The sequence below is a fragment of the Actinacidiphila oryziradicis genome (genome assembly GCF_005047355.1).
In the GTDB taxonomy this organism is placed as follows: Bacteria; Actinomycetota; Actinomycetes; order Streptomycetales; family Streptomycetaceae; genus Actinacidiphila; species Actinacidiphila oryziradicis.
Genome location: NZ_SUMC01000038.1, coordinates 1 through 26,160, shown reverse-complemented (window position 1 = coordinate 26,160; position 26,160 = coordinate 1). Strand labels below are relative to the sequence as shown.

Genomic DNA, 26,160 nt, shown 5'->3' with positions numbered 1-26,160 from the left:
GCCCGACCGCGGAGGTCAGGTGGAGATACCGGTGAAGGCCGGACGAACGTCAGGCGGAGGCGCTCGGCAAGGGAGTCGCCGAGGGGTGCGCGGCCGCCTCCTTGACGGCCTTGCGCACGAGAGTGCGCAGAGCGGCCGGAGTGAGCGTCTTGCCGCCGGCGCCGGCAACCGTCTGGTCGTTCAGCTGAACCACAGGGGCCGTTGTGAAGCCGGCGGCGGCAAACGCCTTCTGGGACTTGCGCACCCAGCCGTCATGGTCGCCGCCCTGCACACACGGCACGAACTTCGCCTCGTCCATCTTGTGGGCCTTCTTGCCGAGCTCCTTCAGCAGTTTCTGGCTCGCGAGCGCGTCATCCTTGGGGTCCGTCGGCTGCGCGGCCCACACCTGGTCCAGGTACTCCTTGAAGCGACCCAGGTCCTGCGCGCAGGCCGCCGCGTTCGCCACGGCGAGCGCACCCCGGCCGCCGTACTCGGTGTCCGACTGGGTGACCAGCCGGTACTCGATCCGCACCTGGCCGCCGGCGAGCAGCGTGGCGAAAGTGTCCTTGTACTGCGCCGCGAAGGCCTTCGACGCCGGGCTCCGCAGATCCTCGTACACCGTCAGTGTGACCGGCACCGTGGGATTCACCGGCACCGCCAGCATCTCCTGGCCGCTCGCCCCCGTCGGCACCTTGACCTTGTCCTCCTTCGCGCCGCGTACATGCGCGCCGATCAGCGCGGAGCCGCCGAACACCACGGCCAGCACCGCCACTGTCCCGATGTACGGCTTCAGCCGACTGCCGCGCCGTGCCTTGAGCCCCTTGGACCCCGTCATGAATCGTCACCTCGATAGCCGTACCGCTCTACCGGCCCTGTATAGCACCGTCTCCGCCCGCCACCCGTGGCAGGGTGACCACTGTGGACACTGCCCAGCTCCCCCTGGTTATCGTTGACGCCGCCAACACCGTCGGCTCTGTGCCCGACGGCTGGTGGCGCGACCGCCACGGCGCCACTGAACGCCTGCGCGACGCCCTCGCGCCCCTGGCCGCCACCGGGCTGCCCGCACGGGCCGGCGTGCCGGACTGGGCGCAGCACGGCCCCCTGGACATCGTCCTCGTGGTCGAGGGCGCCGCTCACGGTGTCGCCTCCGTCCCGGGCGTACGGGTGGTCGCCGCCCCCGGTAGTGGTGACGATCTCATCGTCGACCTCGCCGCCCGGGCCCCCCGTGAGACCCCCGACCGGCCCCGCCTCGTCATCACCGCCGACCGGGAGCTCCGGGGCCGGGTCGCCGCCCACGGCGCGGAGGTGGCCGGGCCGCGTTCCGTACGGCCCTGAAACCCGGTCCCGGCTGTGCGGGGTCGGCGGCTATCCGCGCCTCATCCTGCTGTGCCCCCGTCCGTACGCGACGCTCTTATTCCCCCGCCAAGCTCGCGGGCTCGTCCTCGTAGCGGCCGTCGAGCTTGGCGACCAGGCCGGTGACCTGACGGGCGACGGCCGGAGCCGTCAGGCCGATCGCGTCCAGGATCTCCTTGCGTGAGGCGTGCTCGAGGAACTCCTGCGGGATGCCGAAGTCGCGCAGCGGTACGTCCACGTCCGCGTCGCGCAGCGCCTGCGAGACCGCGGAACCCACGCCGCCGACCCGGCCGTTGTCCTCGACGGTGACGACGACCCGGTGCCCGGCCGCCAGCGGCGGCAGGGCCGCGTCGACCGGCTTGACCCAGCGCGGGTCGACGACGGTGGTGGTGATGCCCTGGGCGTCGAGCAGGCCGGCGATCTCCAGGCACATCGGGGCGAGCGCGCCGACCGAGACCAGTAGCACGTCGGGGTGGTCGGTCTCCGCCTCGCGGAGCACGTCCATGCCGCCGATCCGGCCGACGGCCTTGACGGCCGGGCCGACCGCGCCCTTGGAATAGCGGACGACAGTCGGGGCGTCATCGACCTTGACGGCCTCGCGGAGCTGGGCGCGGACCTGGTCGGCGTCGCGCGGGGCGGCGATCCGCAGGCCGGGCACGACCTGAAGGATCGACATGTCCCACATGCCGTTGTGCGAGGCCCCGTCGGTGCCGGTGATCCCGGCCCGGTCCAGCACGAAGGTCACGCCGCACTTGTGCAGGGCCACGTCCATCAGCACCTGGTCGAAGGCGCGGTTCAGGAACGTCGCGTAGACGGCGACCACCGGGTGCAGTCCGCCGGTGGCCAGGCCCGCCGCCGAGACGGCGGCGTGCTGCTCGGCGATGCCGACGTCGTAGACCCGGTCGGGGAAGGCCTTGGCGAACTTCTCCAGGCCGACCGGCTGCAGCATCGCGGCGGTGATCGCGACGATGTCGGCCCGCTCCTTGCCGAGCTTGACCATCTCCTCGCCGAAGACCGACGTCCAGTCGGCGCCGCCGGCGGAGATCGGCAGACCGGTGTCGGGGTGGATCGGGCCGATGCCGTGGAAGCGGTCGGCCTCGTCCTGTTCGGCGGGCTGGTAGCCGCGGCCCTTCTGTGTGAGGCAGTGCACGATCACCGGGCCGCCGAAGCGCTTGGCGCGCTGCAGCGCGGACTCCAGGGCCTCGATGTCATGGCCGTCGATCGGGCCGACGTACTTCAGGCCCAGGTCCTCGAACATGCCCTGCGGGGCGATGAAGTCCTTGAGGCCCTTCTTCGCGCCGTGCAATGTCTCGTACAGGGGCTGGCCGATGACCGGCGTGCGCTCCAACAGCTCCTTGGTGCGGGCCAGAAAACGTTCGTACCCGTCCGTGACGCGCAGCGTCGCCAGATGGTCGGCGAGGCCGCCGATGGTGGGGGCGTACGAGCGCTCGTTGTCGTTGACGACAATGACGAGCGGCCGCTCCTTGGCGGCGGCGATGTTGTTCAGAGCCTCCCAGGCCATGCCGCCGGTGAGCGCGCCGTCGCCGATGACGGCGACGACATGGTCGGCTCGGCCGAGCACCTCATTGGCCTTGGCCAGGCCGTCGGCCCAGCCCAGGACCGTGGAGGCGTGGCTGTTCTCGATGATGTCGTGCTCGGACTCGGCCCGCGAAGGGTAACCGGACAGGCCGCCCTTGGCCTTGAGCTTCGAGAAGTCCTGGCGGCCCGTGAGCAGCTTGTGCACATAGCTCTGGTGCCCTGTGTCGAAAAGCACCTTGTCCTTGGGCGAGTCGAACACCCGGTGCATGGCGATCGTCAGCTCGACCACACCGAGATTCGGGCCCAGGTGCCCGCCGGTCTTCGATACCGCGTCGACCAGGAAGACGCGGATCTCGTCCGCCAGCTCCACCAACTGCTCCTGGCTGAGCCGGTCGAGGTCGCGCGGTCCCTTGATACGGGTCAGCAGCGCCACCCGTGCCTCCTTGCTGGTCGAACCTGTCGGTCTGCCGAGTCTAATGTTCCGTCTGCGGTGTCGGCTCAGGCATCGTGAGATCCATCTCACCGTTCCGGCCGGAACCATCCCGCGGAAGGGCGCCGCGGAGGGCGGCATACGCCGAACGCCGGGCGGGCTTGAAGTCCTCAAGCCCGCCCGGCGTTCGCGGGGCACAAGCGGCCCGCCCGCAGCGGCATCCCCCAGGGTCTGTCCAGCGGATCTCCGCGGGACAGACCCTATGCGCGCCCCGAGGCCTTCTGCGTCCTGCGCGAGAGGGAGTCGATGACCACGGCGGCCAGCAGCACCGCGCCGGTGATCATGTACTGGATGGCTGTGTTCAGGTTGAGGATGTACATGCCCTGCTGGATGGAGACGATCACCAGCGCGCCCAGCAGCGCGGACCAGGTCTTGCCCCGGCCGCCGAACAGGCTCGTACCACCGATGACGGCCGCCGCGATGGCGTTCATCAGCGTGTTGCCGCCGCCCTGGGTGGACTGCGCGGAGTTGACCTGGCCGGCCAGGAACATGCCGCCGATGGCCGCCATGGTGCCGGACATCATGAACACCGAGATACGGATCCACGGGACGTTGATACCGGCCCGTCGGGCGGCCTCGATGCCGCCACCGACCGCGAAGATCTGCCGGCCGTACGTGGTACGGCGCAGCACCAGGTCCAGCACGACGATGAACGCCAGGAAGATGACCAGGCCGAGCGGCAGGCCGGAGGACTGGTTGAGCACCGCGGCCGAGACGAAGAGCACGACCGCGAGCAGAACGGTCTTCAGCACCACCTCGCTCAGCGGGCTGTAGGGAACGCCCGCCTTGCGTCGTCGGTTGACCTCCCTCAGTGCGGCCCCGAGGTAGACCAGCGTGGCGACGAGGGCCAGGCCGTACGCGGCGGCGACATCGGTGAACGTGTAGTTGTAGAGGTTGTAGAGGATGCCGTTGGGCGGCAGGTTGACGGTGCCGTTCTTGCCGAGGACCCACAGCATGGCGCCGTTCCAGGCCAGGAAGCCGGCCAGGGTCACGACGAACGCGGGCACGCCGACCTTGGCGAAGAAGAAGCCCTGAAGGCCGCCGATGGCCGTACCGGCGAGGATGGCGAGGACCAGCGCGAGCCATGGCGTCACCCCGTGCTCGACGCTGAGCACCGCGAAGACCGCGCCGCACAGGCCGCTGACGTAGGAGACGGACAGGTCGATCTCGCCCAGCAGCAGGACGAAGACGATGCCGACGGCGATCATGCCGGTGCCGACGATGTTGACCGCGATGGTCGACAGGTTGCTGGCCGACAGGAAGGAGCTGTTCAGTCCCTGGAAGGTCCCCCAGATGATGATCAGCGCCGCGATCACCGGCATGGAGCCGAGGTCACCGCTGCGTACCCGGCGCTGGAATACGGTGAGATAGCCGCGGAGGCCCTGCTCGCGTACCAGGAGCCGCGGGTCGATCGCCGGGATCGCCTGCTCCGCGACCGCCGGAGCGGCGACGGCGTCACGGGCGGCCTCGGACGTCTCGGGCCCGGGTGCCTGCGCCTGGGACGTTGCCGGCTCTGCGGCCGCTGTGTCCCCGCCGGTCGGGGTGCCCCCCGTGACCGCGGATTCCCCGGCGCCCTCCGCGCCCTCGGCGAGGTCGGGATTGTTGCTGCTCACTGCGTCTCTCCGTTCGCTTCTCCGCGCACTCGGCGCAGAAGCGCTGCGTTCGTGGTCGTCTGCGGCCCGGCGGCCTCGTGTGCGCCGCTCACGAGGCCGTCTCCACGGTGCGCGCCTGACGACGGGTCACGGCGTTGTCCGTGGCACCGGTGATGGCGGAGATGATCGTCTCCTGGCTGGTGTCCCTCACGGAGAAGACACCGTTGTTGCTCCCGAGCCGCAGTACGGCGACCCGGTCGGCGACCGCTTTGACGTCGGCCATGTTGTGGCTGATCAAAATGACGCCGAGGCCGCGGTCGCGCAACCGCTCGACCAGGTCGAGGACCTGTGCGGTCTGTTCGACGCCGAGCGCGGCGGTCGGCTCGTCAAGGATGACGACCTTGGGCTCTCCGACCAGGGAACGCGCGATGGCGACAGTCTGGCGCTGGCCGCCCGAGAGCGAAGCGATCGGGATCCGCACGCTCGGGATCCGGATGGACAGTGTGTCCAGCAGGGTCAGAGCGCGCTTTTCCATCTCGACCTCGTCGAGTACGCCGAACCGGCGGATCTCGCGGCCGAGGAAGAGGTTCTGGACGACATCGAGGTTGTCGCAGAGAGCGAGGTCCTGGTAGACGGTCGCGATGCCCAACGCCTGGGCATCGTGCGGCCGGTTGATGCTGACCGGCGCGCCTTCCCACTCGATGATGCCCTCATCGATGGGGTGCACCCCGGCGATCGTCTTGACCAGGGTGGACTTACCGGCTCCGTTGTCGCCGACCAGGGCGACCACCTCACCGGTGTGGATCTCCAATTCGACGTCGGTGAGCGCCTGAACGGCACCGAATCGCTTGGAGACTCCGCGCAACGCCAGTACGGGCGTAGCGGACACGTGAATCATCTCCTTCGCCGCCTGACGGACCGGCGAGAAATCGAGGCTTTTGCTTGTACGGTCCAGCCGGCGCCCCCGTCCCCTTCCCCGCCCCGGCGGGGAAGGGGGTACGGGGACGGGGCGCGCCGGACAGGCTGGAGGCAGGTGACGTACCGGCCCGCGAGGGGCGGATCGTTACTTCAGGCCCAGCGTGGCACAGGCAGCCGCGTACAGGCTGGTGCAGATGTCGCTGACCTTGTACAGGCCGCCGGCGATGACCGTGGACTGGACCTTGTCCTTGGTCATGATGCTCGGCGTGATGAGCTTGGAGGCGATGTCCTTGTTGGTCGGGCTGCTGACCTTGGTGTCGGCGACGCTGCTGAGCGACTTGCCGGTGGCCACATCGACCGCCATCTCGGCGGCGGTGTTGGCCTCTTCCAGGTACGGCTTGTAGATGGTCAGCGTCTGGGTGCCGGCGATGACCCGCTGCACACCGTCGAGCTGCGCGTCCTGGCCGGTCACCGGCGGGAGCGGGCTGATGTGGGCGGCCTGGAGGGCGGAGATGACACCGGCTGCCATGCCGTCGTTGGCGACGTAGACGCCGGCGATGTTGCTCTTGCCCACGCTCGCGATGGCACCGGCCATCTCCTCGTTGGCCTTGTTGGCCAGCCAGCCGGTGGTGTCGAACGTGGCCGCGATCTTCTTGACCTTGCCGTTCAGTACGCTGAGGGCACCGGCCTTGAACTGCGCGGCGTTCGGGTCACCCGGGTCACCGTTGATCATGACGATCTGGTCGGAACTGGCCTTGGAGCCAAGGGCGGTCAGGAGGCCCTGGCCCTGGAGTTCGCCGACCTTGGTGTTGTCGAAGGACACATACGCGTCGAGCGGGCCCTGGGCGAGGCGGTCGTACGCGACGACCTTGATGCCCTTGTTGTGGGCCTTGGTGACCGAGGACTGGATCGCCTTGGAGTCGACCGAGTCGAGGATGATGACCTTGACGCCGTCATTGATCAGCGTGTCGATCTGCTGCTGCTGCGTGTTCGCGTTCTGACTGGCGTTCTGGTACTCCACCGTGCACTTCGGGCACAGCTCCTTGACCTTCTTGACGATCATCGGTCGGTCGACGGCCTCGTAGCGGGCCGTCTGATTCTCGGGAAGCGCCAAACCGACCTTGAAGCCGTTCGAGACGCTCGCCCCACTGGACTTGTTACTGCCGGCCTTGCCGCAGGCGGCCATGGACAAGGCCATGGAAACCGCCGCCGTACCGATCACGACTCTACGCATCATTGCGTTCATGAGGGTTGCCTCCCTGACAGGGCCGCAACGCTGCGGCCGAGGTGGATGTGAGTCAACTCCCGGCCGCACCATGCCGTCAAGAAGTAAATCCTTAACGAGATGGCAACAGTCTGATTCGTTATCTAGGTGAACACGCCTGATCTCTCGTCAAGCCGGAGCGACGGCGGGGATATTACCGTCAAGCAGTGACGAATCGCCCACTTCACTGAGCGCCAGCGCCAGAGCGCCGAGCACCTCCGCGCGGGCACCGAGCGCCCCCGGCACCACCGAGAGACGGCGGGCGGCGCTGGGGATGGCGTACCGCGCCACGGACTCCCTGATCGGGGAAAGCACCAGCTCCCCGGCCTCGGCGAGATCGCCGCCGAGCACGACCCGGCTGGGGTTGAGGATGTTGCACAGACTCGCCACGCCCATTCCGACATGGCGGCCCACGTCGGCGATCACCCGGCGGCAGCCGGGGTCGCCCTCGCGTGCCAGCTGGACCATCCTGGGCATGGTCAGATCAGGTCCGTGGCTGGATCTCAACAGCTCCAGCACATAGCGGGCGGCCGTGAAGGTCTCCAGGCAGCCGCGGTTGCCGCAGCGGCAGACCGGACCCGCCTCGTCGAGCGTGATGTGCCCGATCTCACCGGCCGTGCCACCAGGGCCGCGGTAGATCCGGCCGTCGATCACCAGCCCGGCGCCGACCCCACTGGCGACCTTGATGTACGCCAGGTCCCGGACGCCCCGGCCGCTGCCCCAGACCAGCTCGCCCAGGGCGCCGAGATTGGCGTCGTTGTCGACCTGGACAGGCATTCGCAACCGCTCGGCGAGCTCCTGGCGCGGGTTGATCCCGCTCCAGCCCGGCAGGATCGCCGTCGAGCCGAGCGCCCCGGTCTCCACATCGATCGGCCCGGGTACGCCCAGGCCCACCCCGATCACCTTGTCCGGCCCGGAGCCGGTCGACTGGATCAGCCGTCCGACCAGTTGTTCCGCCCGGTCGAAGCCCTGCGAAGCGGAAGCGTCCACATCGATCGGCTCGGACTGCTCGGCCAGCACCTGGTGGGCCAGATTGCCAACGGCCACCCTCAGATGCGAGTGGCCGAAGTCGACACCCACGACGATCCCGGCGTTGCCGGAGAGCGCCACGCTGCGGGCCCGCCTGCCGCCCGAGGAGGTCGGCGTGACCTGCACCGTGCCGCTGTCCTTCAGCTCCCGGACGATATTGGAGACCGTCGCGGCCGAAAGACCGGTGCCTCGGGCGATCTCCGCCTGGGTGAGCGAACCCGCCAGCCGTACAGCCCGGACCACGCGCTCCAGGTTGGCCCGGTGCAGCGACGACTGCGATCCCGGAGTCTCCACGCTCATCCACTCCTGCCTCGGCAGGCAGCACGACCACCGCCCAACCGGACGGGGTCGCACCGATGAGACCCCGTCGTCTACAACATGTGAACTCTAAGCTGAGCGTTTTGGGTTGCGTCCCGTCAAGGGGCGGAGGCACTCCGTTATCGGAAACGGCCGAAAACTCCGCAGGCGGCCCCGGTGGCGCAGGGCCGCTCTGCGGGGATACGTACGGAAAGTTACTTGAGCGTGCCCGCGGTGAGGCCGGCCTGGACCTGACGCTGGAAGGAAAGGTAGACGACGAGAACCGGAAGCATGGCGATCACTATCCCGGCGAAGAGCGCGGGCTGGTCACCGGCGTAGCCCTGGCTGAGCGCCAGGTTCACCAGGCCCTGGGCGAGCATCGAGTGATCGGGGTCGGTGCTGCTCTGCTGCTGCATGAGGGTGACGGGCAGGATGTACTGGTTCCACTGGCCCAATACGTTGAAGATCCCGACGCTCAGCAGTCCCGGCTTCGCCATGGGCACCATGACCTGGAAGAACACCCTGGTGTGCGAGGCGCCGTCGATCACTGCGGCCTCGTGTATGGCGGTCGGCAGCGTCCGGAAGAACGAGTGCATGAAGAAGACGGTGAACGGTAGCGAGTAGGCGATGTAGACCAGGATCAGGCCCTGGTAGGTGTTGAGCATCCCCAGGTTCCTGACCATGAAGAACAGCGGCACCAGAGCCAGGTACACCGGGAACATCGCACCGCCGACGAACAGGAAGTAGATGAACCTGTTGCCGGGAAAGTCGTAGCGGGCCAGCACATAGGCGGCCATCGATCCGAAGAGCATCGTCAGCGGGACCGAGAAGGCCATGACAATGACGGTATTGACGAAGAAGTCCCCGATGCCCTTGTCCCAGGCCCGGGTGAAGGCGTCGAGGCCCCAGTGCGAGGGCCAGGACCAGGCGCTGGCACCGATCTCCGCGTCGCTCTTGAAGGAGCCGAGGATGATCCAGAGGAGTGGCAGGACGATCAGCACGGCCCACAGAGCGAGGAAACCGTGCGAGAAGACATTGAGGACCCGGCCCTCGCCTCCCGCCGGGTCCGCCGCACCGCCCCGGCTCTTCTTCGCCGCGCCCTGGGCCGGCACATTGTCCAGCAGCCCTGCCCTGGACTCCTTGATGGGTGTGCTCATCGGTGCCCCACTCAGAACTCGATGCGCTCACGGCGGGAGACCCGCAGCGTGATCGCGGAAAGGATCAGGGTCAGAAGGAGGATGATCACGCCCATCGCACAGGCGTAGCCACTCTTTCCGAAGAACTGGAAGTTACGCATCAGATCGGTGGCCATGACCTCGCTGTGGTGGTCGGGGCCGCCTCCATAACCGGTCCCGGGGGTCAGCGTCGAGACCAGCGCGAAGACATCCATGGCGACGATGGACAAATAGACCCAGGCGGTCTGCATGCTGTCCCACAGCAACGGGAGGGTGACCCTGAAGAATGTCTGGCTGCGGCCCGCGCCGTCCAGCAGCGCGGCCTCGTAGATGTCCTTGGGGATGGACTGCATCGCTGCGGAGAACAGCACCAGATAGAAGCCGACCCACCACCAGACCAGGATCGCCAGGATGCACCAGAGGACCAGGTTCGGGTCGTTCAGCCACTCGATCGGGTTGGCCGCGGTGACCAGGTGCAGCTTTATCAGGACGCCATTGAGCAGACCGGACTGGTCACTCCGGTACACCGCGCCGAAGAGGACCGCGAGAATCGCAACTGACAGCACCTGCGGCAGAAAGAAGAGCACCTTGTACACCGGGGAGCCGGTGACGCCCTTGACTCCCCCGGACTTTCCGCGCCCGCCCACATTCAGCATGAACGCGAAGAACAGCGCCAGCAGAATCGTTACCACCGGCACGAAGACCAGGAACAGGAGGTTGTGCCCCAGCGCGGTCATGAAGACGCTGTCGGAGAACAGCGCCTTGTAGTTGTCGATCCCGATGAAATTCATCGTCTGGGACTGGCCCTGCCAGTCCGTGAACGAATACCCGAAGGTCTGCAGATAGGGCCAGATCACGAAGATCAGGTACAGCGCTAGCGGGACGAAGAGGAATCCTGCGATGAACGGGTACTTACGGTGGCGCATGATCCTGCTCCTGGTCGAGGGGCTGGGTGCCGCGGGGGCCGCTGGTTTCGGCCCCCACGGCACCTGGCGTTGCTGCGATCAGGCCTTCTTGGCCTTCAGCGCAGCGGTCTTGGCCCGCTGAAGCCACTGCGTCGGGGTGATGCGCTTGGCCATCAGCTCACCACTGGCGTTCTGCACGTCGACGTCGAACTGGCTTTGGGTGTTGGGGTAGGCATAGTTGAAGGTGTTGGTGCCCGCCGCCTTCAGCGCCACCACGCTGGACGCCGTCCCCGGGCGCAACTGCACATCGCTGCCAACGCCGTCCTTGAGGACGGTCAGGGAGTTGGCGGCCGCCGCGAACTTGCCGGAACCCTCCTTCGTCAGCATCATGCGCAGGAACTCCAGGCCGCCGGCCTTGTTCTTGGCTTTCTCCGGCACGATGAACGGCTCGCCGGCACCGGCCCGGATGGCCTCGAACGGCATCTTGTCACCGGCGAGCGAGGGCAGCGGCATGAACTTCATGTCGAAGTCCGTCGGCGTTGACTTGAGCTGCTCGTTCTCCAGCCACGAGCCGCACGGGATGAAAGCCGCCTTGTACTCGTTCCACGCGGTCTGCGACTCGATGTGGGTCAGGCCGTTGGTGCCGGGCAGGAGGTAGCCCTTGTCCACGATCGAGTAGACGGCGTCGATGGCCGCCTTCGCCGGAGCCTCGTCCCAGACCGAGGCATCCAGCGCGTCGATGCGCTTCTGGTAGTCCGGACCGCCGTTCTTGGCGATGAGGTCCATGATCACCATGTTGATGTAGTACGGGTACTTGCCCTGGTGACAGAAGGGCGCGATACCCGTCTTCTTGATCTCCGAGGAGAGGGAGAGGAAGTCGGCCCAGGTCTTGGGCTCGGTCCAGCCCTTGTCCTTGAAGAGCTTGCCGGAGTACCAGAATCCCCACACGGTGTAGATGTAGTTGAGGGCGTACATCTTGCCGCCGAAGGACCCCGGGTCGATCGTGCCGGGCTGCAGCACGTCACGGACCTTCTTGGTCGGGTCGTCGGCGTACGGAGCGTCCAGCAGCGGCGTCAGGTCCGCGAGCTGGCCGTTCTTGTGCAGCACGTCGAGCTTGATCTGCGCGGCGCCGGAGTCGTCGATGACGTCCGGCGGGTTGCCCGCGTTGAAACGCGGCTGCAGCTTGCCCGTGATGTCCTGGGTGGACAGAACGGCCGCCTTGGCACCCTTGTGCTTGGATTCGTAGAGCGTCGCGAACGACTTGGCGTACGCGTCGCCGTAGCCGCCCTTGAAGATAACGATATCCAGGGCGGCGGAGTCGGTGACGCCGAAGGGGTTGGTGTTGGTCTTGGCCCCCGTCTTGTCGCTGCTGGTGCCGCCACCGCTGGAAGCGCACGCGCTCAGCACGCCGGCGGACGGGACCGCAAGCAGACTCGCTGCCGTCGCCCGCTTGATCAGATCGCGTCGATTTACGTCGGATGCCACGTTCAAGCCCTCGCATTCTCCAGGGACTGAAGCGGTGCGGAGAGCACCGTACGCGGGCCACATGCCCGTCGTTCCCCCCGCCTACGGCCCGCATTCACGGGCCCCCTGGCTTTCGACAGGTATAGTCCAATTCTGGTGGGGTGAGCAAGGTCATGCGCGCGTTTGGCGGACAGCTTCTCCTACTTGAGACCTCCCGGAAACGCGGAGCCGGCTCCGCCCGGGTCCGCGGGCTTCCGGAAACATCTCCGGGCCCGCACCCCCGGCAAGGGATGCAGGCCCGGAAAGCGGGGTCTATATGCGCTTACTTACGGATCAGGCTGCGCAGCACATACTGCAGAATGCCGCCATTGCGGTAGTACTCCGCCTCGCCGGGCGTGTCGATGCGCAGCTTGGCGTCGAACTCGGTAACGGCCCCGGAGGGAGCGGCGGCCTTGACCTTGACGGTCTCGGGGATGCCGCCGTCGTTGAGCGCGGTGACCCCGGTGACGGAGAAGGTCTCCTCACCGGTGAGGCCCAGGTTCGCCGCCGAGGCGCCCTCGGGGAACTGGAGCGGCAGGACGCCCATGCCGATGAGGTTCGAGCGGTGGATGCGCTCGTACGACTCGGCGACGACAGCCTTGACGCCGAGCAGCGAGGTGCCCTTGGCTGCCCAGTCGCGGGAGGAGCCGGAGCCGTACTCCTTGCCCGCCAGGATGACCAGCGGGACGCCGGCGGCCTGGTAGTTCTGGGAGGCGTCGTAGATGAAGGAGACCGGCGCACCCTCCTGGGTGAAGTCGCGGGTGAAGCCGCCCTCGGTGCCCGGCGCGACCTGGTTGCGCAGGCGGATGTTGGCGAAGGTGCCGCGGATCATGACCTCGTGGTTGCCGCGGCGGGAGCCGTAGCTGTTGAAGTCGCGACGCTCGACACCGTGCTCGGTGAGGTACTTGCCGGCCGGGGTGTCGGCCTTGATCGCACCTGCCGGGGAGATGTGGTCGGTGGTGACCGAGTCGCCGAGCTTGGCGAGCACCCGGGCGCCGGTGATGTCGGTGACCGGGGTGGTCTCCATCGTCATGCCGTCGAAGTACGGGGGCTTGCGGACGTAGGTCGACTGCGGGTCCCACTCGAAGGTGTTGCCGGTCGGGATCGGCAGCGACTGCCACTGGGCGTCGCCCGCGAAGACGTCCTTGTAGGACTCGGTGAACATGTCCTGGCCGATCGCGGAGGCCACGACCTCGTTGACCTCCTGCTCGGAGGGCCAGATGTCGTCCAGGTAGACCGGCTTGCCGTCCTGGTCGACGCCCAGGGCGTCCTTGGTGATGTCCACCTTCATGGAGCCGGCGATGGCGTACGCGACGACCAGGGGCGGCGAGGCCAGGTAGTTCATCTTGACGTCCGGGTTGATCCGGCCCTCGAAGTTGCGGTTGCCGGACAGCACCGCGGTGACCGCCAGGTCGTGCTCGTTGACCGCCTTGGAGACCTCCTCCGGCAGCGGGCCGGAGTTGCCGATGCAGGTGGTGCAGCCGTAGCCGACCAGGTTGAAGCCCAGCTTGTCGAGGTACGGGCTGAGGCCGGACCGGTCGAAGTAGTCCGTGACGACCTTCGAGCCCGGCGCCAGGGTCGTCTTGACCCACGGCTTACGGGTCAGGCCCCTCTCGACCGCCTTCTTGGCCACCAGCGCCGCCGCGACCATCACATACGGGTTCGAGGTGTTGGTGCAGGAGGTGATCGCGGCGACGGTGACAGCGCCGTGGTCGATCTCGTACGTCGACCCGTCGGGGGCAGTGACCAGGACCGAATGCGTCGGTACACCGTTGGTGACGGCCGGGGCGTCGGAGGCCGGGAAGGACTCCATTCCCGCTTCGTCGAGGTCGGCGACGGGGACGTAGCCGCGGACGTCCTGGGCGAACTTCTCGGCGGCCTCGGCCAGGACGATACGGTCCTGCGGGCGCTTCGGGCCGGCGATGGACGGCACGACCGTGGAGAGGTCGAGCTCCAGCTTCTCGGAGAAGTCCGGCTCGGCGGCCGGGTCCAGCCACAGGCCCTGCTCCTTGGCGTACGCCTCGACGAGCGCGAGCTGCTGGGCGGAACGGCCGGTGAGCTTGAGGTAGTTGACCGTCTCGACGTCGATCGGGAAGATCGCGGCGGTCGAGCCGAACTCCGGCGACATGTTGCCGATGGTGGCGCGGTTCGCCAGCGGGATCGAGCCGACGCCCTCGCCGTAGAACTCCACGAACTTGCCGACGACACCGTGCTTGCGCAGGATCTCGGTGATCGTGAGCACCAGGTCGGTCGCGGTGGTGCCGGTCGGCAGCTGGCCGGTCAGCTTGAAACCGACCACCCGCGGGATCAGCATCGACACCGGCTGGCCGAGCAGCGCGGACTCCGCCTCGATGCCGCCGACGCCCCAGCCGAGCACGCCCAGACCGTTGACCATGGTGGTGTGCGAGTCGGTGCCCACGAGTGTGTCGGGGTACGCCTGGCCGTTGCGCACCATGACGGTGCGGGCCAGGTGCTCGATGTTCACCTGGTGCACGATCCCGGTGCCGGGCGGGACGACCTTGAACTCGTCGAACGCGGTCTGGCCCCAGCGCAGGAACTGGTAGCGCTCCTTGTTGCGGCCGTACTCCAGCTCCACGTTCTGCGCGAAGGCGTCGGGAGTGCCGAACCGGTCGGCGATGACCGAGTGGTCGATGACCAGCTCGGCCGGGGCCAGGGGGTTGATCGTCGCCGGGTCGCCGCCCAGTTCCTTGACGGCCTCACGCATGGTGGCGAGGTCGACCACACACGGCACACCGGTGAAGTCCTGCATGATCACGCGGGCCGGGGTGAACTGGATCTCCTGGCTCGGCTGCGCCTGGGAGTCCCAGCCTCCGATCGCGCGGATGTGGTCGGCGGTGATGTTCGCGCCGTCCTCGGTGCGGAGCAGGTTCTCCAGCAGTACCTTCAAGCTGTACGGAAGGCGGGCCGAGCCCTCCACCTTGTCCAGCCGAAAGATCTCGTACGACTCGTCGCCCACCTGCAGCGTGCTGCGGGCGTCGAAGCTGTTCGCCGACACGACAGTCTCCTTCTTGCCTTCGTGCGTGATTTCGCGCGTACCACCATGATGCTGCCGCTGCGGCCACTGGCCGATCCGGGTAAGGTCACGCTAAGTCAGGTTGCCCTTGCCCGGTGGGCGGTGGTGCGCCTCGGGTAGATATCTCGATGTCGAGATAACTCTAGTACATCACCGTCGCACGGTCATGCGCTGGGGCCTTGCCTTTGCCCTTGTGACAGCAGCGACCCGGTGCCGGTCCGATGCGCGTTCCTGCGGGGCGAAGCTGTTGGTAGCCCTAAAGGGCGATGCGGGCGTGTTCCCCCGCTATCCGGCGCTTTGGCCGGGATTGGATGGGCCCACCCAGTAGATCGGTGGCACCTCGCACAGGTGCCGCACATCGGAAATGGAGCCGGCCTTGGCAGCTGTACCGAACGGCACTTACGCGATCGCCCGCCCTGGCGAGCAGCTTCTCACCATGGAGGGCGGGTCGGCAGAGCCCAAGACACCGGCGGTGCTACTGCCCCCAACCGGCACTCCGGGTGAGCAGGAATGGTCACTGGAGGGACTCAGCAACGGCAACTTCACGATCCGCAACCTCGAGAGCGGGACGTACCTGGGCTTCGACGGCGACCCCGAGGTGAACAAGCCGGTCGGCGGGTACGCCGAGCGCCGCGAATGGGCGCTCTACCAGAGCTCGGCTCCTCACACCTTCCACCTCGTCGTTCCCGGAGGCCCCATCGACGGCGAGGAGCTGGCCGCGGACCTCAGCATGCTGAGAATCTTTCCGCCGCGCATCGCCCTGAGGCCACTCGACGTCGGCGACAAGCGCCAGGCGTGGACCTTCGAACTCGTGGATTAGAAGTCCGGAGCCAGGTGCCCGGGAAGGCCAAGGCCGGCCCGGGCACCACCTTGGGACGGCGGCCCGACCGCGTCGACCGCGGCCCGGGCCGCGGCAACGGTGTCCGGATCGGTGACGAAATGGGTGTCCGCGTCGGCGGAGGAGCCTGCGGCTCCCATGGGCACCCAGGTGCCGCCACGGTGGGCGGGTGCGGCGCGCTCCGCGGAGAGATGCACCGCGGCGACGCCCACGGCGGCGAGCCGGGCCACGTCGGGCGGTCGTACGCCCGCACCGGCCATGACCTCGACCCCCGGCGCCGCTGCGACCATCTCGCCGATGGTGGCGAGACCGGCCGCGGCCGTGACCGCACCCCCCACGTGAGCCTGCGGACCGGCTCACTCGTCTGCCCCGGTGAGCGGCTCGTTCGAGGGCGCGACGATCCGGGCCGCCAGGTCCGGGTCTGCCAGGTCCGGGTCGAACGGGCCGGTGGATGTGCGCGTGCCTTGCTCCGCGACGAGTCCCCGGTCCACGAGGTGACTGATCGTGAGCGAGATCGTCGACGGCGCGGCACCGAGGTGTTCCGCGAGTTCGGTGCGCGATGTCGCCTGCCCGGAGGCGATGAGTTCGAGGACACGCGCAGCGAGGGAGGAGGCGTCGCCCTTGGTGCTGCTCTGGGTACCTGGAGCACAAGACGATCGCCGTCTGAGATCAATTGCAGAGACTTCTCTGCAGAGAAGTCTCTGCAATATATGATGCGGACATGCCTGACGAACGCGAACCCGAACGCACACCCCAGCCGGCCAGGCCCACCCGGCGCATCGATGCGCGCAGCCTGCGGGGGCTGGCCCATCCGCTGCGGATGAACATCTTCGAACTGCTCAGTCTCGACGGGCCCGCCACCGCCACCGGGCTCTCCGAACGCCTCGGAGAGAACACCGGCACCGTCAGCTGGCACCTGCGCCATCTCGCCGAGCACGGCTTCATCGAGGAGGAGACCGGACGGGGCACAAAACGTGAGCGCTGGTGGAGAACGGTCGGCGTCACGAACGTGCTGAACACCGCCGATTTCCGCGACGATCCCGACACCCGGGGTGCGTTGTCGGTCTACATGCACGAACTGGTGCAGCAGTACTTCAGCCGGGTCATGAACTACTTCAGCGAGGACTGGGACGACGAGTGGCGGAGCGTCGGCACCATCTCGGACTGGCGCGACCTGCGGATGACACCGGATCAGCTGGAGGCGCTCAACGAGGAACTGATGGCCGTCATCGCCCGTCACACTCCTGCTCCGGACGCCGAGCCCGCCCCGGGCGCGCTCCCCGTGGTCGTCCAACTCCAGTCGTTCCCACGCAAGGAGCGTGGCACCGCATGAGCCAGGGCATACGCGGTGGCCTCCTGCGGCGCCACCGTGATTTCCGGCTGCTGTGGTGCGGCGAGACCGCCGGCAAGTTCGGCGCGTCCGTCACCGGGGTGGCGATGCCGCTGGTCGCCGTCTCCAACTTGCACGCCGGCACGTTCGAAGTCGGCCTGCTCACCGCCGCTTCCTGGACCCCCTGGCTGATCATCGGTCTTCCGGTAGGTGTCTGGGTGGACCGGCTGCGGCGAAGGCCGATCATGCTGGCCGCCGCCGCGGTCTCCCTCTTACTGTTCGCCGGCGTCCCGGTCGCCGCCCGGTTCGGCTGGCTGAGTATCGGCCTGCTGCTGACCGTCGCACTGCTGACGGGCACGGCAGCGGTGTTCTTCCAGACCGCCTACAGCGCCTATCTCCCCAGCATTCTGGAACCCCATGACCAGCCCGAGGGCAACGCCAAACTGCACGGCAGCGCGTCCGCCGCACAGATCGCCGGGCTCGGCTCCGGCGGCCTGATCGCACAGTTGGCGGGCGCGGTGAACGGGCTGTTCGCCAACGCCGCGACGTTTCTCGTGTCCCTCCTCTGCCTGGGCGGCATCCAGTACCGCGAGCCACGCGTCACCAGGACCGAACGTCGCCCCAAAGCACTGGTCAGCGAAGTCGGCGAGGGCCTGCGGCTGGTCGCGGACGACCCCTGGCTCCGCACGCTGACACTCTTCGGCGCCACCTCCAACCTCGCCCTCATGGGATACCAGTCGCTCCTGGTGATCTTCCTGGTCCGGAACGTCGGCCTGGTCCCCGGAGTGGTCGGTGGACTCATCGCGGCGGCCGGCACCGGGGGCGTTGCCGGGGCCTTCGTCGCACGCAGGGTCGCCGCCCGGGTGGGCACAGCCCGCGCGACGCTGCTGTTCGAACTGGGTCTTCCCGTGTTCGCCCTGCTCATCCCGCTGACCGTCGGCGGAGCCGGGATCCTGCTCTTCGTAGCGGGCGGCTTCTGCGTCTCCGCGGGCGTCGTGGCAGGCAATGTGATCAAGGCGAGTTTCCAGCAGCGCTACTGCCCGCCGGATCTCCTCGGCCGCCTCACCGCAAGCACAGCCTTCCTCAACTACGGAACGATCCCGCTGGGAGCGCTGCTCGGCGGCACGCTCGGCACCGCCGTCGGCATCCGCACAGCGATGTGGATCACAACAGCGGGGGTCCCGCTCGCCGCACTGATCCTGTTCTTCTCGCCGATCCGGCGTACCCGGGACCTGCCGACGTCCCGTCAGCCAAAAAGCGATTCGAAACGTCCGCTGGACCCCGATGGCGAGCCGGTCCTGCCGCGTCACTGACCACGACCGCCCGGTCTGGCGTTCCCTGGCCGCGCGGTGGAGGAACCCATGCTTGCGGCAACTGTCCGGGCCCGGGCCACCGGCGGCCTGTGGACGGGTGCCGCGGCTCCTGCGTCAGCCGCGCATCAGCGCGTTGAGCTCGGCGTAACCCAGCGCCCCGCTCAGCTCCTCGTACGTTCCCGTGGACAGCACCTCGCGCGCGGCGCGCCGGACCAGGGCGTACGCCGCCTCAGCGATCGCGCCGCCCACGCTGATGCGGGCGGCACCGGCCTGTGCCAGTGCGGTGACCGGCGGCGCGCCGGGGCCGGTGAGGATGCCGAGCGGGGCCGGGATTGCGGCGGCGAGTTCGGCGATCACGCCCGGATCGGTGGTACCGGGGACGAAGATGCCGTCGGCTCCGGCGGCGAGATAGGCCGCCGCACGGTCCAGTGTGTCCCCGATGCCGCCGGCCTGGCGGAGGAGGGTGTCGATGCGGGCGTGGATGAACAGTGGTACGCCCGCCTCATCGGCGGCCTCGCGGGCGGCGGCGATGCGGGAGGCCTGGTCGGCGACCGGGCGGAGGGGGTGCGGACCTCCGGCGTAGGAGTCCTCGATGTTGATGCCGACGGCTCCCGCCGCGAGCACCCGCCGTACGGTTTCCGCGACGCCATCGGTGTCCGCCGCGTAACCGCCCTCGATGTCGGCGCTCACCGGGACGCCCACGGCGGCGGTCATCCGGGCGACGCTCCGCACCACCTCGTCCCGGTCGGCGTGATTGCCGTCTGCGGCGCCGAGACTCCAGGCGACTCCGGAGCTGGTGGTGGCGATCGCGGTGGCGCCGGTCTCCTCGACGATGCGTGCGCCGGCGGCGTCCCAGGCGTTGGGGAGGATCAGGGGACGGTGGGCGGCGGTGTGCAGGGAGTGGAAGAGCTCGGCCTTGGCCTTCAGGTCTGTCGTCACACAGGGGAGTTCATCAGGCGGCGCCGGGGCAGTCACGCGGATTTCCGCCATGGAGGTCACTGGTTCGGGGGAACGAGGGCGGGGATCGCCGACTGTGAGGTGCGGATTGCGGTAGATCGGAGGTAGTCGTCATGCTGCAGTAACGATGTCCGTTGGAGGACCGATGAGCGCACAGCCCCATTCAAACGCGCAGGCGCATTCGTACACGGCTGACGACCCCGAAACCGCACTTAAGTATGCGATCCAGCACATCGAGGGAGACCGAGTGCAGATCGTCGAGGGGGTCATCGAACCGTTGTCACCAACCTGGGGCCATGAGAAAGCGGCAGCCAAGATCCGCAAGCAAATCGAGCCCATCGTGGAGAAGCTGGGCTGCCTGTCGGGCGGAGGCAATATTGATCTTCCGGGTACCAGCAACTGGTACGTGCCAGACGTAGCCGTCGTACCCGAACACTTGGCGGACCAGGACGCTCTGCTGCCCAACCAGACCCTGCTGATCGTCGAAGTCACCTCCGAATCCAACGGAGACACCGACCGGACGGTGAAGCGCCGCCGCTACGCCGAGTTCGGGGCGCCGCTGTATCTCCTGGTCGACCGGCAGGAGCGGACCTGCACCCTCTACGCCGGTCCCGGGGAACTCGGCTACACCAGAGTCGACGGCCCGCATCCGTTCGGCACGCCCGTCGAGCTCCCCGAGCCGTTCGACCTTGAGCTGGACACGTCCGGCTTCTGAGCGTCTCGGAACGCTGACGTCGGATTCCCGCCAGCCCCGGCGTCCGCAACCGACAATGCTGGGGGCTGTGCATGAAGACTTCGAACGCTGCGTAAGGGCCGTGCAGTCCAAGGACACCCGCTTCGACGGGTGGTTCTTCACGGCTGTGCTGACGACGAAGATCTACTGCCGCCCGGGCTGCCCCGCGGTGCCGCCCAAGCCGGAGAACATGACCTTCTACCCCAGCGCGGCCGCCGCCCAGGCCGCCGGGTTCCGGGCCTGCAAGCGGTGCCGCCCCGACGCGAGTCCGGGCTCGCCGCAGTGGAACGAGCGGGCGGACCTCGTCGCCCGGGCGATGCGGCTGATCGCGGACGGGGTGGTGGACCGGGACGGCGTGCCGGGGCTGGCGGCGCGGCTGGGGTACAGCACACGGCAAGTGGAGCGGCAGTTGCTGGCCGAGCTGGGGGCGGGGCCGCTGGCGCTGGCCAGGGCGCAGCGGGCGCAGACGGCGCGACTGCTGATCGACACCTCGGCGCTGTCGATGGCGGAGGTGGCGTTCGCAGCCGGATTCGCGAGTATCCGTACGTTCAATGACACGGTGCGCGAGGTCTTCGCACTGACGCCGAGCGAGCTGCGGGCGCGCACCAGGCGTACCCCGGCGCCGGTCTCGGGTGTGCTGCCGCTGCGGTTGCCGTACCGGGCGCCGCTGTGCCCGGACAATCTCTTCGGCCACCTGGCGGCCACCGCTGTGCCCGGGGTGGAGGAGTGGCGGGACGGCGCCTACCGGCGCACTTTGCGGCTGGCGCACGGGCACGGCGTCGTAAGTCTGCGGCCGGAGGCGGGGCACATCGCGTGCCTGTTGTCGCTCACCGATTGGCGGGATCTGTCGAACGCGATCAGCCGGTGCCGGTGGCTGCTGGACCTGGACGCCGATCCGGTGGCGGTGGACGGGCTGTTGCGCGGGGATCCGGTGCTCGCGCCGTACGTGGACAAGGCGCCGGGGCGGCGGGTGCCGAGGACTGTGGACGGGGCGGAGTTCGCGGTGCGGGCGGTGCTGGGGCAGCAGGTGTCGACGGCGGCGGCGCGGACGCTCGCGGGGCGGCTGGTGGCGGCGCACGGTGAGCCGGTGGCCGATCCCGATCCTTCCGGCGGGCTGACCCGGCTCTTCCCGTCGCCGGCCGCGCTGGCGGAGCTGGATCCGGCCGTGCCGGCGATGCCGCGGACCCGGGTGGCGACCTTGACCGGGCTGGTGGCGGCGCTCGCGGCCGGGGACGTCGATCTCGATGTCGGCAGCGACTGGCAGCTGGCGCGGTCGCGGCTCGCCGCTCTGCCGGGCATCGGCCCCTGGACCGTCGAGGCCGTGGCGATGCGGGCACTGGGTGACCCGGACGCTTTTCTCCCGACCGACCTCGGTGTGCGGCTGGCCGCCGGCCGGCTCGGCCTGCCCGCCACGCCTGCGGCGCTGACCCGTCGTGCCGCCGCCTGGCGGCCCTGGCGTGCCTATGCCGTCCAGTACCTCTGGGCGACGGGCGACCATCCCATCAACCTTCTGCCTGGAGCGTGAGCAAATGACCCGCCGCACCCATAGCGTCGCCGACAGCCCGCTCGGCCCGCTCACCCTTGTCGCCGATGACGGCGTTTTGAGCGGCCTCTATATGACGGAGCAACGCCACCGGCCGGGCGAGTCGTCCTTCGGCGAGCGCGATCCCATGGCGTTCGAGCAGGTGACCGAACAACTGAAGGCGTATTTTGAAGGTGAGCTGACCCGCTTCGATATCCCGCTCGTGCTGACGGGCACGCCGTTCCGGCAGCGGGTGTGGGCCGCGCTCCAGGAGATCCCGTTCGGGTCGGTCCTCTCGTACGGCCAGCTCGCGGACCGTCTCGGGCAGCCCGGGGCCTCCCGTGCGGTGGGGCTGGCCAACGGCCGCAATCCGGTCGGCATCATCGTTCCGTGCCACCGTGTCGTGGGGTCGGACGGGAGCCTCACCGGCTATGGGGGCGGGGTCGGCCGGAAGCAGTATCTGTTGAACCTTGAGCGCGGGCTGCTATCTCACACGTGAGATATCCTGTCCCCATGGGAGACGACTACCTCGCACGTATCGGCAAGCTCATCCGTGACGCCCGTCAGCATCGTGGCTGGACACAGTCGCAGTTGGCGGGGGCCCTCGGCACGAGTCAAAGCGCGGTGAACCGCATCGAACGCGGTAACCAGAATCTCAGCCTTGAGATGATCGCCAGAATCGGTGAGGCACTCGACAGCGAAATCGTCTCACTGGGGTACGCCGGTCCCATGCATCTGCGGGTGGTCGGCGGGCGCCGGCTCTCCGGCAGCATCGATGTCAAGACCAGCAAGAACGCGTGCGTGGCGCTGCTGTGCGCCTCCCTGCTCAACGCCGGGCGCACCACACTGCGCCGGGTCGCCCGGATCGAGGAGGTCTACCGGATCCTGGAGGTGCTGAACAGCATCGGGGTGCGCACCCGCTGGATCAACGACGGCAACGACCTGGAGATCATCCCGCCGGCCCGGCTGGACCTGGACTCCATGGACACCGACGCGGCCCGCCGTACCCGCAGCGTGATCATGTTCCTGGGCCCGCTGATGCATCGCACCGACCGTTTCCGGATCCCGTACGCGGGCGGCTGTGACCTCGGTACCCGTACCGTCCAGCCGCACATGACAGCGCTGCGGCGCTTCGGGCTCGAAGTGACCGCCACGACCGGGATGTACCACGCCCGGGTCGACCGGTCGGTCACCCCGGACCGCCCGATCGTGCTGACCGAACGCGGCGACACCGTGACGGAGAACGCGCTGCTGGCCGCCGCCCGGCATCAGGGTGTAACAGTCATCCGCAATGCGAGCTCCAATTACATGGTCCAGGACCTGTGCTTCTTCCTGGAGCAACTCGGCGTGAAAGTGGAGGGCATCGGTACGACGACGCTGACGGTGCACGGCGTCGCCGCCATCGACCGCGATGTCGACTACTCGCCCTCGGAGGACCCGGTCGAGGCGATGAGCCTGCTCGCCGCGGCCGTGGTGACGGAGTCCGAACTCACCATCCGGCGGGTGCCGGTGGAGTTCCTGGAGATCGAGCTTGCCGTCCTGGAGGAGATGGGCCTCGACCACGAGCGCTCCCCGGAATACCCGGCCGACAACGGCCGCACCCGGCTGATCGATCTGACGGTGCGCCCCTCGAAGCTCCGCTCCCCCATCGACAAGATCCATCCGATGCCCTTCCCCGGGCTGAACATCGACAATGTGCCGTTCTTCGCGGCCATCGCGGCCGCCGCCCAGGGATCCACCCTCATCCACGACTGGGTCTACGACAATCGCGCCATCTACCTCACCGAGCTCACCAGGCTGGGCGCGAACGTGAAGCTGCTGGACCCGCACCGGGTGCTGGTCGAGGGCCCGACGCGCTGGCGCGCCGCGGAGATGATGTGCCCGCCCGCGCTGCGGCCGGCGGTGGTCGTACTACTGGCCATGCTGGCCGCCGAGGGTACTTCCGTATTGCGGAACGTCTACGTGATCAATCGCGGGTACGAGGACCTGGCAAACCGGCTGACCTCGATCGGAGCGCAGATCGAGACCTTCCGGGACATCTGATATGAGGATGCCGCCGCACCCTGTCTGACCTGCTCGAATACAGGTCAAGGAAGGGTGCGGCGGCATCTCTGGGACTTCTCTGGGACTTTGGGCCGGGACCGGGCTGGTCCCGGTCGCCCGGGGCTACGGCAACGCGAAGACCGCGTCGATGGTGGCGCTGCCGCGCGCACCCGCACGGGGCAGGAAGTGCGCGTACTTCCGGAGCGTGAACCCAGGGTCGGAATGGCCGAGCCACCGGGCCAGGGAGACCACCGACTCGCCGGCCTCCAACTGCTCGGAGGCATAGAAGTGGCGCAAGGCATGGTAGCCGTGCTCCCGAGACGGCTCCCAGACACGTGACCCGTCCAGAGCGCTCTCCTCCAACGTCGCAATAACACTGGCCTCGGCCAGGGCGGGCTTCCAGACGTAGGAGTTGAAGTAGTTCCGGTTGATCGCCTTGCGCTCACGCTCCGTCACCAGGAGGTTATATGTCCTGGGCCGACGGTGCTTGGCCTCCACCGGGGTCTGCGGCGGGCTCGGATCGTCCCACGGCATGGTGACCGGCACAGGTGCGAAGAGCTCCATGTGCTGCCGCAGGGCTCTGGCCACGCTCGGGGGCAGGGGCACATCGCGGACCTTGCGGCCCTTCGGGAGCGCGAAGCACAGCTTCGTCCGCACCACCTTGACCTAGCGTCGGACGTAGACGACTTCCGCCTCGAAGTCGATGTCCTCTGCAGCCAGACCGAACGCCTCTCCCTGTCGGAGCCCCAGGCCCGCGCCGATCTCGACGAGGACCCGGTAACGCTCGGACAGAGCGGCGCGTACCGCCAGGACCCGCTCGGGTGGCCATGCCTCGACCCGCCCCGGTGCGGCTGCCGGAGGGCGGACGGTACTCGCGCGGCATGGGTTGCGTGCAAGCCGGCGGTCTTCGACGGCAGCCTGCAGAACGCCGGACAGCGTCGCCCAGACGAGACGGATCGAAGTGGGGCCGAGGTCCTTCTCCAGCCGCTTCTTCCAGCTCCGCAGCGCTTCGGTGCCGACGCTGTTGAGCGGCAAGGCGGCGAGATGCGGGACGATGTGCCGGCGCACCCGCTGCTCGATGCGCTCAAGGGTGGACGGGTCACCGCTCTGGGTGGGCCACCAGTGGGTCGCAATGTAGTCCTTGAGGGAGATGGCTCCATCGCGTGGATCGACGAACTCGCCTCGGCGTGCGTCGGTCTGAGCCTGGGCGAGCCAGGTCTTGGCGTCCTGGAGTGCGTCGAAGGAACGGTCCTTGACGCCGGGGATGCCCTTCACGCGGTAGCGGGTGCACTTGCCGTACATGGTCGTACGTTCGCGCTTGCCGGTCTTCGGGTTGGGGCGCTTCTTCAGCCATCGGTCTTCTATGTAGCCGGCCAATGAAACTCCTTGACGAAGGGGTGGAAACGGCGCTCTGCGGCCCTGGGAGCGTCAGGCGCTGGGGAAGCGGGCGGACCGCTCCTGGGGAGGCACGTTCAGCGGGTTGAGGCCCGAGTTGGACCGTGAGTCGGCCTGCTCCTGTTCGCGCACCCAAGCGTCAAGGGCTTTCAGCCGGTACATGACGCGGCCGCGTGGACCCATGCGGAAGCTCGGGGGTCCCTGCCGTCGGTGGCGCCAGACGTAGAGGGTGTGGGGTGAGAGGCCGAGGTACTCGGCGGCGTCCTTCACGGTCAGGAACGCCGTGCGTGCCACGCCCGGGGAAGCAGGAGTAGCGGATGGGGCGAGCAACGTTTGTGCAGGCATGTGAGGTTCTCTGTGAGGTGCGGGCGGGGGTGAACCCGGGCGGGCGGAGAACCGGCTCCCCGAAGGTCAACCAGCTCTGTCATGGCATTGGCCACGTGGCAGCAGTACGGCGCAGAGAGGGACCTCGTCACGTGACGGCGTCGTTGACGTGAGGGCCGGCGAGGGGGCGGAGGAAGAAATCAGTGGGTAACCGCGCTCCGTGAATCAGCCGGAGCGCGGGCTGGTTTCACCGCTTGAGCTTTGGAAGGGCCATGGCCTTGGCCAGGCGATCCCAGTCGATGTCGACATCCTTGTCGTGGAAGCAGTACGGGTAGCGAAGCGCTAGCCAATCCGGGGTCACGCCGGCCAACTCGGCAACCGCGAAGGACGAGATGCCCATCTTCAGCCACTCCGTCAGGCGGGACTCGCGGAGGATGGAGATGGGCTCTCCCAGGCGCCACGAGTACAGCTCGTCCCGGGGCAGGACAGCCTCTTGGGCCTGCTCCCATCCCGCGCTCACATGCGTTGCCGGTAACGGCGGGGTGTGAAGCTGAGCGTTCAAGCCCAAGAGTTCTCCGGCCATCGGGGAGCAACAGGCGAGGGAAAGGCTGGACGGGTGAATTACGT

The 26,160-nt window shown here is 68.2% G+C and carries 24 protein-coding genes and 1 pseudogene; 8 read left to right on the top strand and 17 right to left on the bottom strand.

What is annotated here, in order from left to right; all coding sequences use genetic code 11:
* Nucleotides 1–49: 49 nt before the first annotated feature.
* Nucleotides 50–814, bottom strand: a complete 765-nt coding sequence (locus FCI23_RS31490; RefSeq protein ID WP_246144238.1) for a DsbA family protein — start codon at nucleotides 812–814, stop codon at nucleotides 50–52.
* Between the two features lie 83 nt (nucleotides 815–897).
* Here FCI23_RS31490 and FCI23_RS31485 point away from each other — a divergent pair, with 83 nt between their 5' ends.
* Complete coding sequence (locus FCI23_RS31485; RefSeq protein ID WP_136727382.1) at nucleotides 898–1,314, top strand: NTP pyrophosphohydrolase; 417 nt, start codon at nucleotides 898–900, stop codon at nucleotides 1,312–1,314.
* Between the two features lie 76 nt (nucleotides 1,315–1,390).
* Here FCI23_RS31485 and dxs read toward each other — a convergent pair whose 3' ends face one another.
* The 9 genes from dxs to acnA form a co-directional block, all read right to left on the bottom strand.
* Nucleotides 1,391–3,304 (bottom strand): 1-deoxy-D-xylulose-5-phosphate synthase, encoded by a 1,914-nt coding sequence (dxs, locus tag FCI23_RS31480; protein ID WP_136727381.1) that lies wholly within the window; start codon nucleotides 3,302–3,304, stop codon nucleotides 1,391–1,393.
* A 257-nt stretch (nucleotides 3,305–3,561) separates the two neighbouring features.
* The gene (locus FCI23_RS31475) at nucleotides 3,562–4,782 is read right to left on the bottom strand and encodes a sugar ABC transporter permease (protein WP_136727467.1); all 1,221 of its coding nucleotides are present in this window, start codon (nucleotides 4,780–4,782) and stop codon (nucleotides 3,562–3,564) included.
* A 280-nt stretch (nucleotides 4,783–5,062) separates the two neighbouring features.
* On the bottom strand, nucleotides 5,063–5,851 hold the full coding sequence (locus tag FCI23_RS31470) for an ATP-binding cassette domain-containing protein (protein ID WP_136727379.1): 789 nt from the start codon (nucleotides 5,849–5,851) through the stop codon (nucleotides 5,063–5,065).
* 165 nt (nucleotides 5,852–6,016) lie between these two features.
* Nucleotides 6,017–7,117 (bottom strand): sugar ABC transporter substrate-binding protein, encoded by a 1,101-nt coding sequence (locus tag FCI23_RS31465; protein WP_136727378.1) that lies wholly within the window; start codon nucleotides 7,115–7,117, stop codon nucleotides 6,017–6,019.
* Nucleotides 7,118–7,264: 147 nt separating this feature from the next.
* Nucleotides 7,265–8,458, bottom strand: a complete 1,194-nt coding sequence (locus FCI23_RS31460; RefSeq protein ID WP_136727465.1) for an ROK family transcriptional regulator — start codon at nucleotides 8,456–8,458, stop codon at nucleotides 7,265–7,267.
* A gap of 218 nt (nucleotides 8,459–8,676) precedes the next feature.
* Nucleotides 8,677–9,618: a carbohydrate ABC transporter permease gene (locus FCI23_RS31455; RefSeq protein ID WP_136727376.1), complete on the bottom strand. Its 942-nt coding sequence runs from the start codon at nucleotides 9,616–9,618 to the stop codon at nucleotides 8,677–8,679.
* 11 nt (nucleotides 9,619–9,629) lie between these two features.
* A complete protein-coding gene (locus tag FCI23_RS31450; protein ID WP_136727375.1) occupies nucleotides 9,630–10,562 on the bottom strand; it encodes a carbohydrate ABC transporter permease in 933 nt (310 codons plus the stop codon).
* Between the two features lie 78 nt (nucleotides 10,563–10,640).
* Complete coding sequence (gene ngcE / locus FCI23_RS31445) at nucleotides 10,641–12,026, bottom strand: N-acetylglucosamine/diacetylchitobiose ABC transporter substrate-binding protein (RefSeq protein WP_246144236.1); 1,386 nt, start codon at nucleotides 12,024–12,026, stop codon at nucleotides 10,641–10,643.
* Nucleotides 12,027–12,327: 301 nt separating this feature from the next.
* On the bottom strand, nucleotides 12,328–15,060 hold the full coding sequence (gene acnA / locus FCI23_RS31440) for an aconitate hydratase AcnA (protein ID WP_136727371.1): 2,733 nt from the start codon (nucleotides 15,058–15,060) through the stop codon (nucleotides 12,328–12,330).
* A gap of 394 nt (nucleotides 15,061–15,454) precedes the next feature.
* Here acnA and FCI23_RS31435 point away from each other — a divergent pair, with 394 nt between their 5' ends.
* A complete protein-coding gene (locus tag FCI23_RS31435) occupies nucleotides 15,455–15,898 on the top strand; it encodes an RICIN domain-containing protein (RefSeq protein ID WP_136727369.1) in 444 nt (147 codons plus the stop codon).
* Here FCI23_RS31435 and FCI23_RS31430 read toward each other — a convergent pair.
* Nucleotides 15,895–16,254, bottom strand: a complete 360-nt coding sequence (locus tag FCI23_RS31430) for a copper homeostasis protein CutC (RefSeq protein ID WP_246144235.1) — start codon at nucleotides 16,252–16,254, stop codon at nucleotides 15,895–15,897. The two genes, FCI23_RS31435 and FCI23_RS31430, sit on opposite strands and share 4 nt — an antisense overlap.
* Nucleotides 16,255–16,359: 105 nt before the next feature.
* Nucleotides 16,360–16,590, bottom strand: a pseudogene (locus FCI23_RS63965) (helix-turn-helix domain-containing protein); the annotation flags it as partial.
* 47 nt (nucleotides 16,591–16,637) lie between these two features.
* Here FCI23_RS63965 and FCI23_RS31420 point away from each other — a divergent pair.
* Both FCI23_RS31420 and FCI23_RS31415 read left to right on the top strand, forming a co-directional pair.
* Entirely contained in the window at nucleotides 16,638–17,249 is a 612-nt protein-coding gene (locus FCI23_RS31420; RefSeq protein ID WP_136727368.1) for an ArsR/SmtB family transcription factor, read from the top strand.
* Nucleotides 17,246–18,559, top strand: a complete 1,314-nt coding sequence (locus FCI23_RS31415; protein WP_136727366.1) for an MFS transporter — start codon at nucleotides 17,246–17,248, stop codon at nucleotides 18,557–18,559. The genes FCI23_RS31420 and FCI23_RS31415 overlap by 4 nt, the downstream gene beginning before the upstream one ends.
* Nucleotides 18,560–18,673: 114 nt before the next feature.
* On the opposite strand, the gene FCI23_RS31410 is transcribed toward FCI23_RS31415, so the two are convergent.
* Nucleotides 18,674–19,498, bottom strand: a complete 825-nt coding sequence (locus FCI23_RS31410) for an isocitrate lyase/PEP mutase family protein (RefSeq protein WP_246144233.1) — start codon at nucleotides 19,496–19,498, stop codon at nucleotides 18,674–18,676.
* Nucleotides 19,499–19,661: 163 nt separating this feature from the next.
* Between FCI23_RS31410 and FCI23_RS31405 the strand changes: the two genes are divergently transcribed.
* From FCI23_RS31405 to FCI23_RS31390, 4 genes are all read left to right on the top strand, one after another.
* Nucleotides 19,662–20,231: a Uma2 family endonuclease gene (locus FCI23_RS31405; RefSeq protein WP_136727363.1), complete on the top strand. Its 570-nt coding sequence runs from the start codon at nucleotides 19,662–19,664 to the stop codon at nucleotides 20,229–20,231.
* A gap of 67 nt (nucleotides 20,232–20,298) precedes the next feature.
* Complete coding sequence (locus FCI23_RS31400) at nucleotides 20,299–21,774, top strand: DNA-3-methyladenine glycosylase 2 (protein WP_136727362.1); 1,476 nt, start codon at nucleotides 20,299–20,301, stop codon at nucleotides 21,772–21,774.
* 4 nt (nucleotides 21,775–21,778) lie between these two features.
* Complete coding sequence (locus FCI23_RS31395) at nucleotides 21,779–22,270, top strand: methylated-DNA--[protein]-cysteine S-methyltransferase (protein WP_136727361.1); 492 nt, start codon at nucleotides 21,779–21,781, stop codon at nucleotides 22,268–22,270.
* Between the two features lie 14 nt (nucleotides 22,271–22,284).
* The gene (locus FCI23_RS31390; protein WP_136727359.1) at nucleotides 22,285–23,814 is read left to right on the top strand and encodes a UDP-N-acetylglucosamine 1-carboxyvinyltransferase; all 1,530 of its coding nucleotides are present in this window, start codon (nucleotides 22,285–22,287) and stop codon (nucleotides 23,812–23,814) included.
* Between the two features lie 123 nt (nucleotides 23,815–23,937).
* On the opposite strand, the gene FCI23_RS31385 is transcribed toward FCI23_RS31390, so the two are convergent.
* The 4 genes from FCI23_RS31385 to FCI23_RS31370 all read right to left on the bottom strand — a co-directional run bounded on the left by FCI23_RS31385 (nucleotide 23,938) and on the right by FCI23_RS31370 (nucleotide 26,053).
* Nucleotides 23,938–24,474 carry a site-specific integrase gene (locus tag FCI23_RS31385; RefSeq protein WP_246144232.1) on the bottom strand — a complete coding sequence of 179 codons (537 nt, stop codon included), beginning with the start codon at nucleotides 24,472–24,474 and terminating at the stop codon, nucleotides 23,938–23,940.
* Between the two features lie 6 nt (nucleotides 24,475–24,480).
* Entirely contained in the window at nucleotides 24,481–25,191 is a 711-nt protein-coding gene (locus FCI23_RS31380; protein ID WP_136727358.1) for a site-specific integrase, read from the bottom strand.
* A gap of 51 nt (nucleotides 25,192–25,242) precedes the next feature.
* Complete coding sequence (locus FCI23_RS31375) at nucleotides 25,243–25,503, bottom strand: helix-turn-helix transcriptional regulator (protein WP_246144230.1); 261 nt, start codon at nucleotides 25,501–25,503, stop codon at nucleotides 25,243–25,245.
* Nucleotides 25,504–25,780: 277 nt separating this feature from the next.
* Nucleotides 25,781–26,053, bottom strand: a complete 273-nt coding sequence (locus FCI23_RS31370) for a hypothetical protein (RefSeq protein WP_136727355.1) — start codon at nucleotides 26,051–26,053, stop codon at nucleotides 25,781–25,783.
* Between the last annotated feature and the right edge of the window lie 107 nt (nucleotides 26,054–26,160).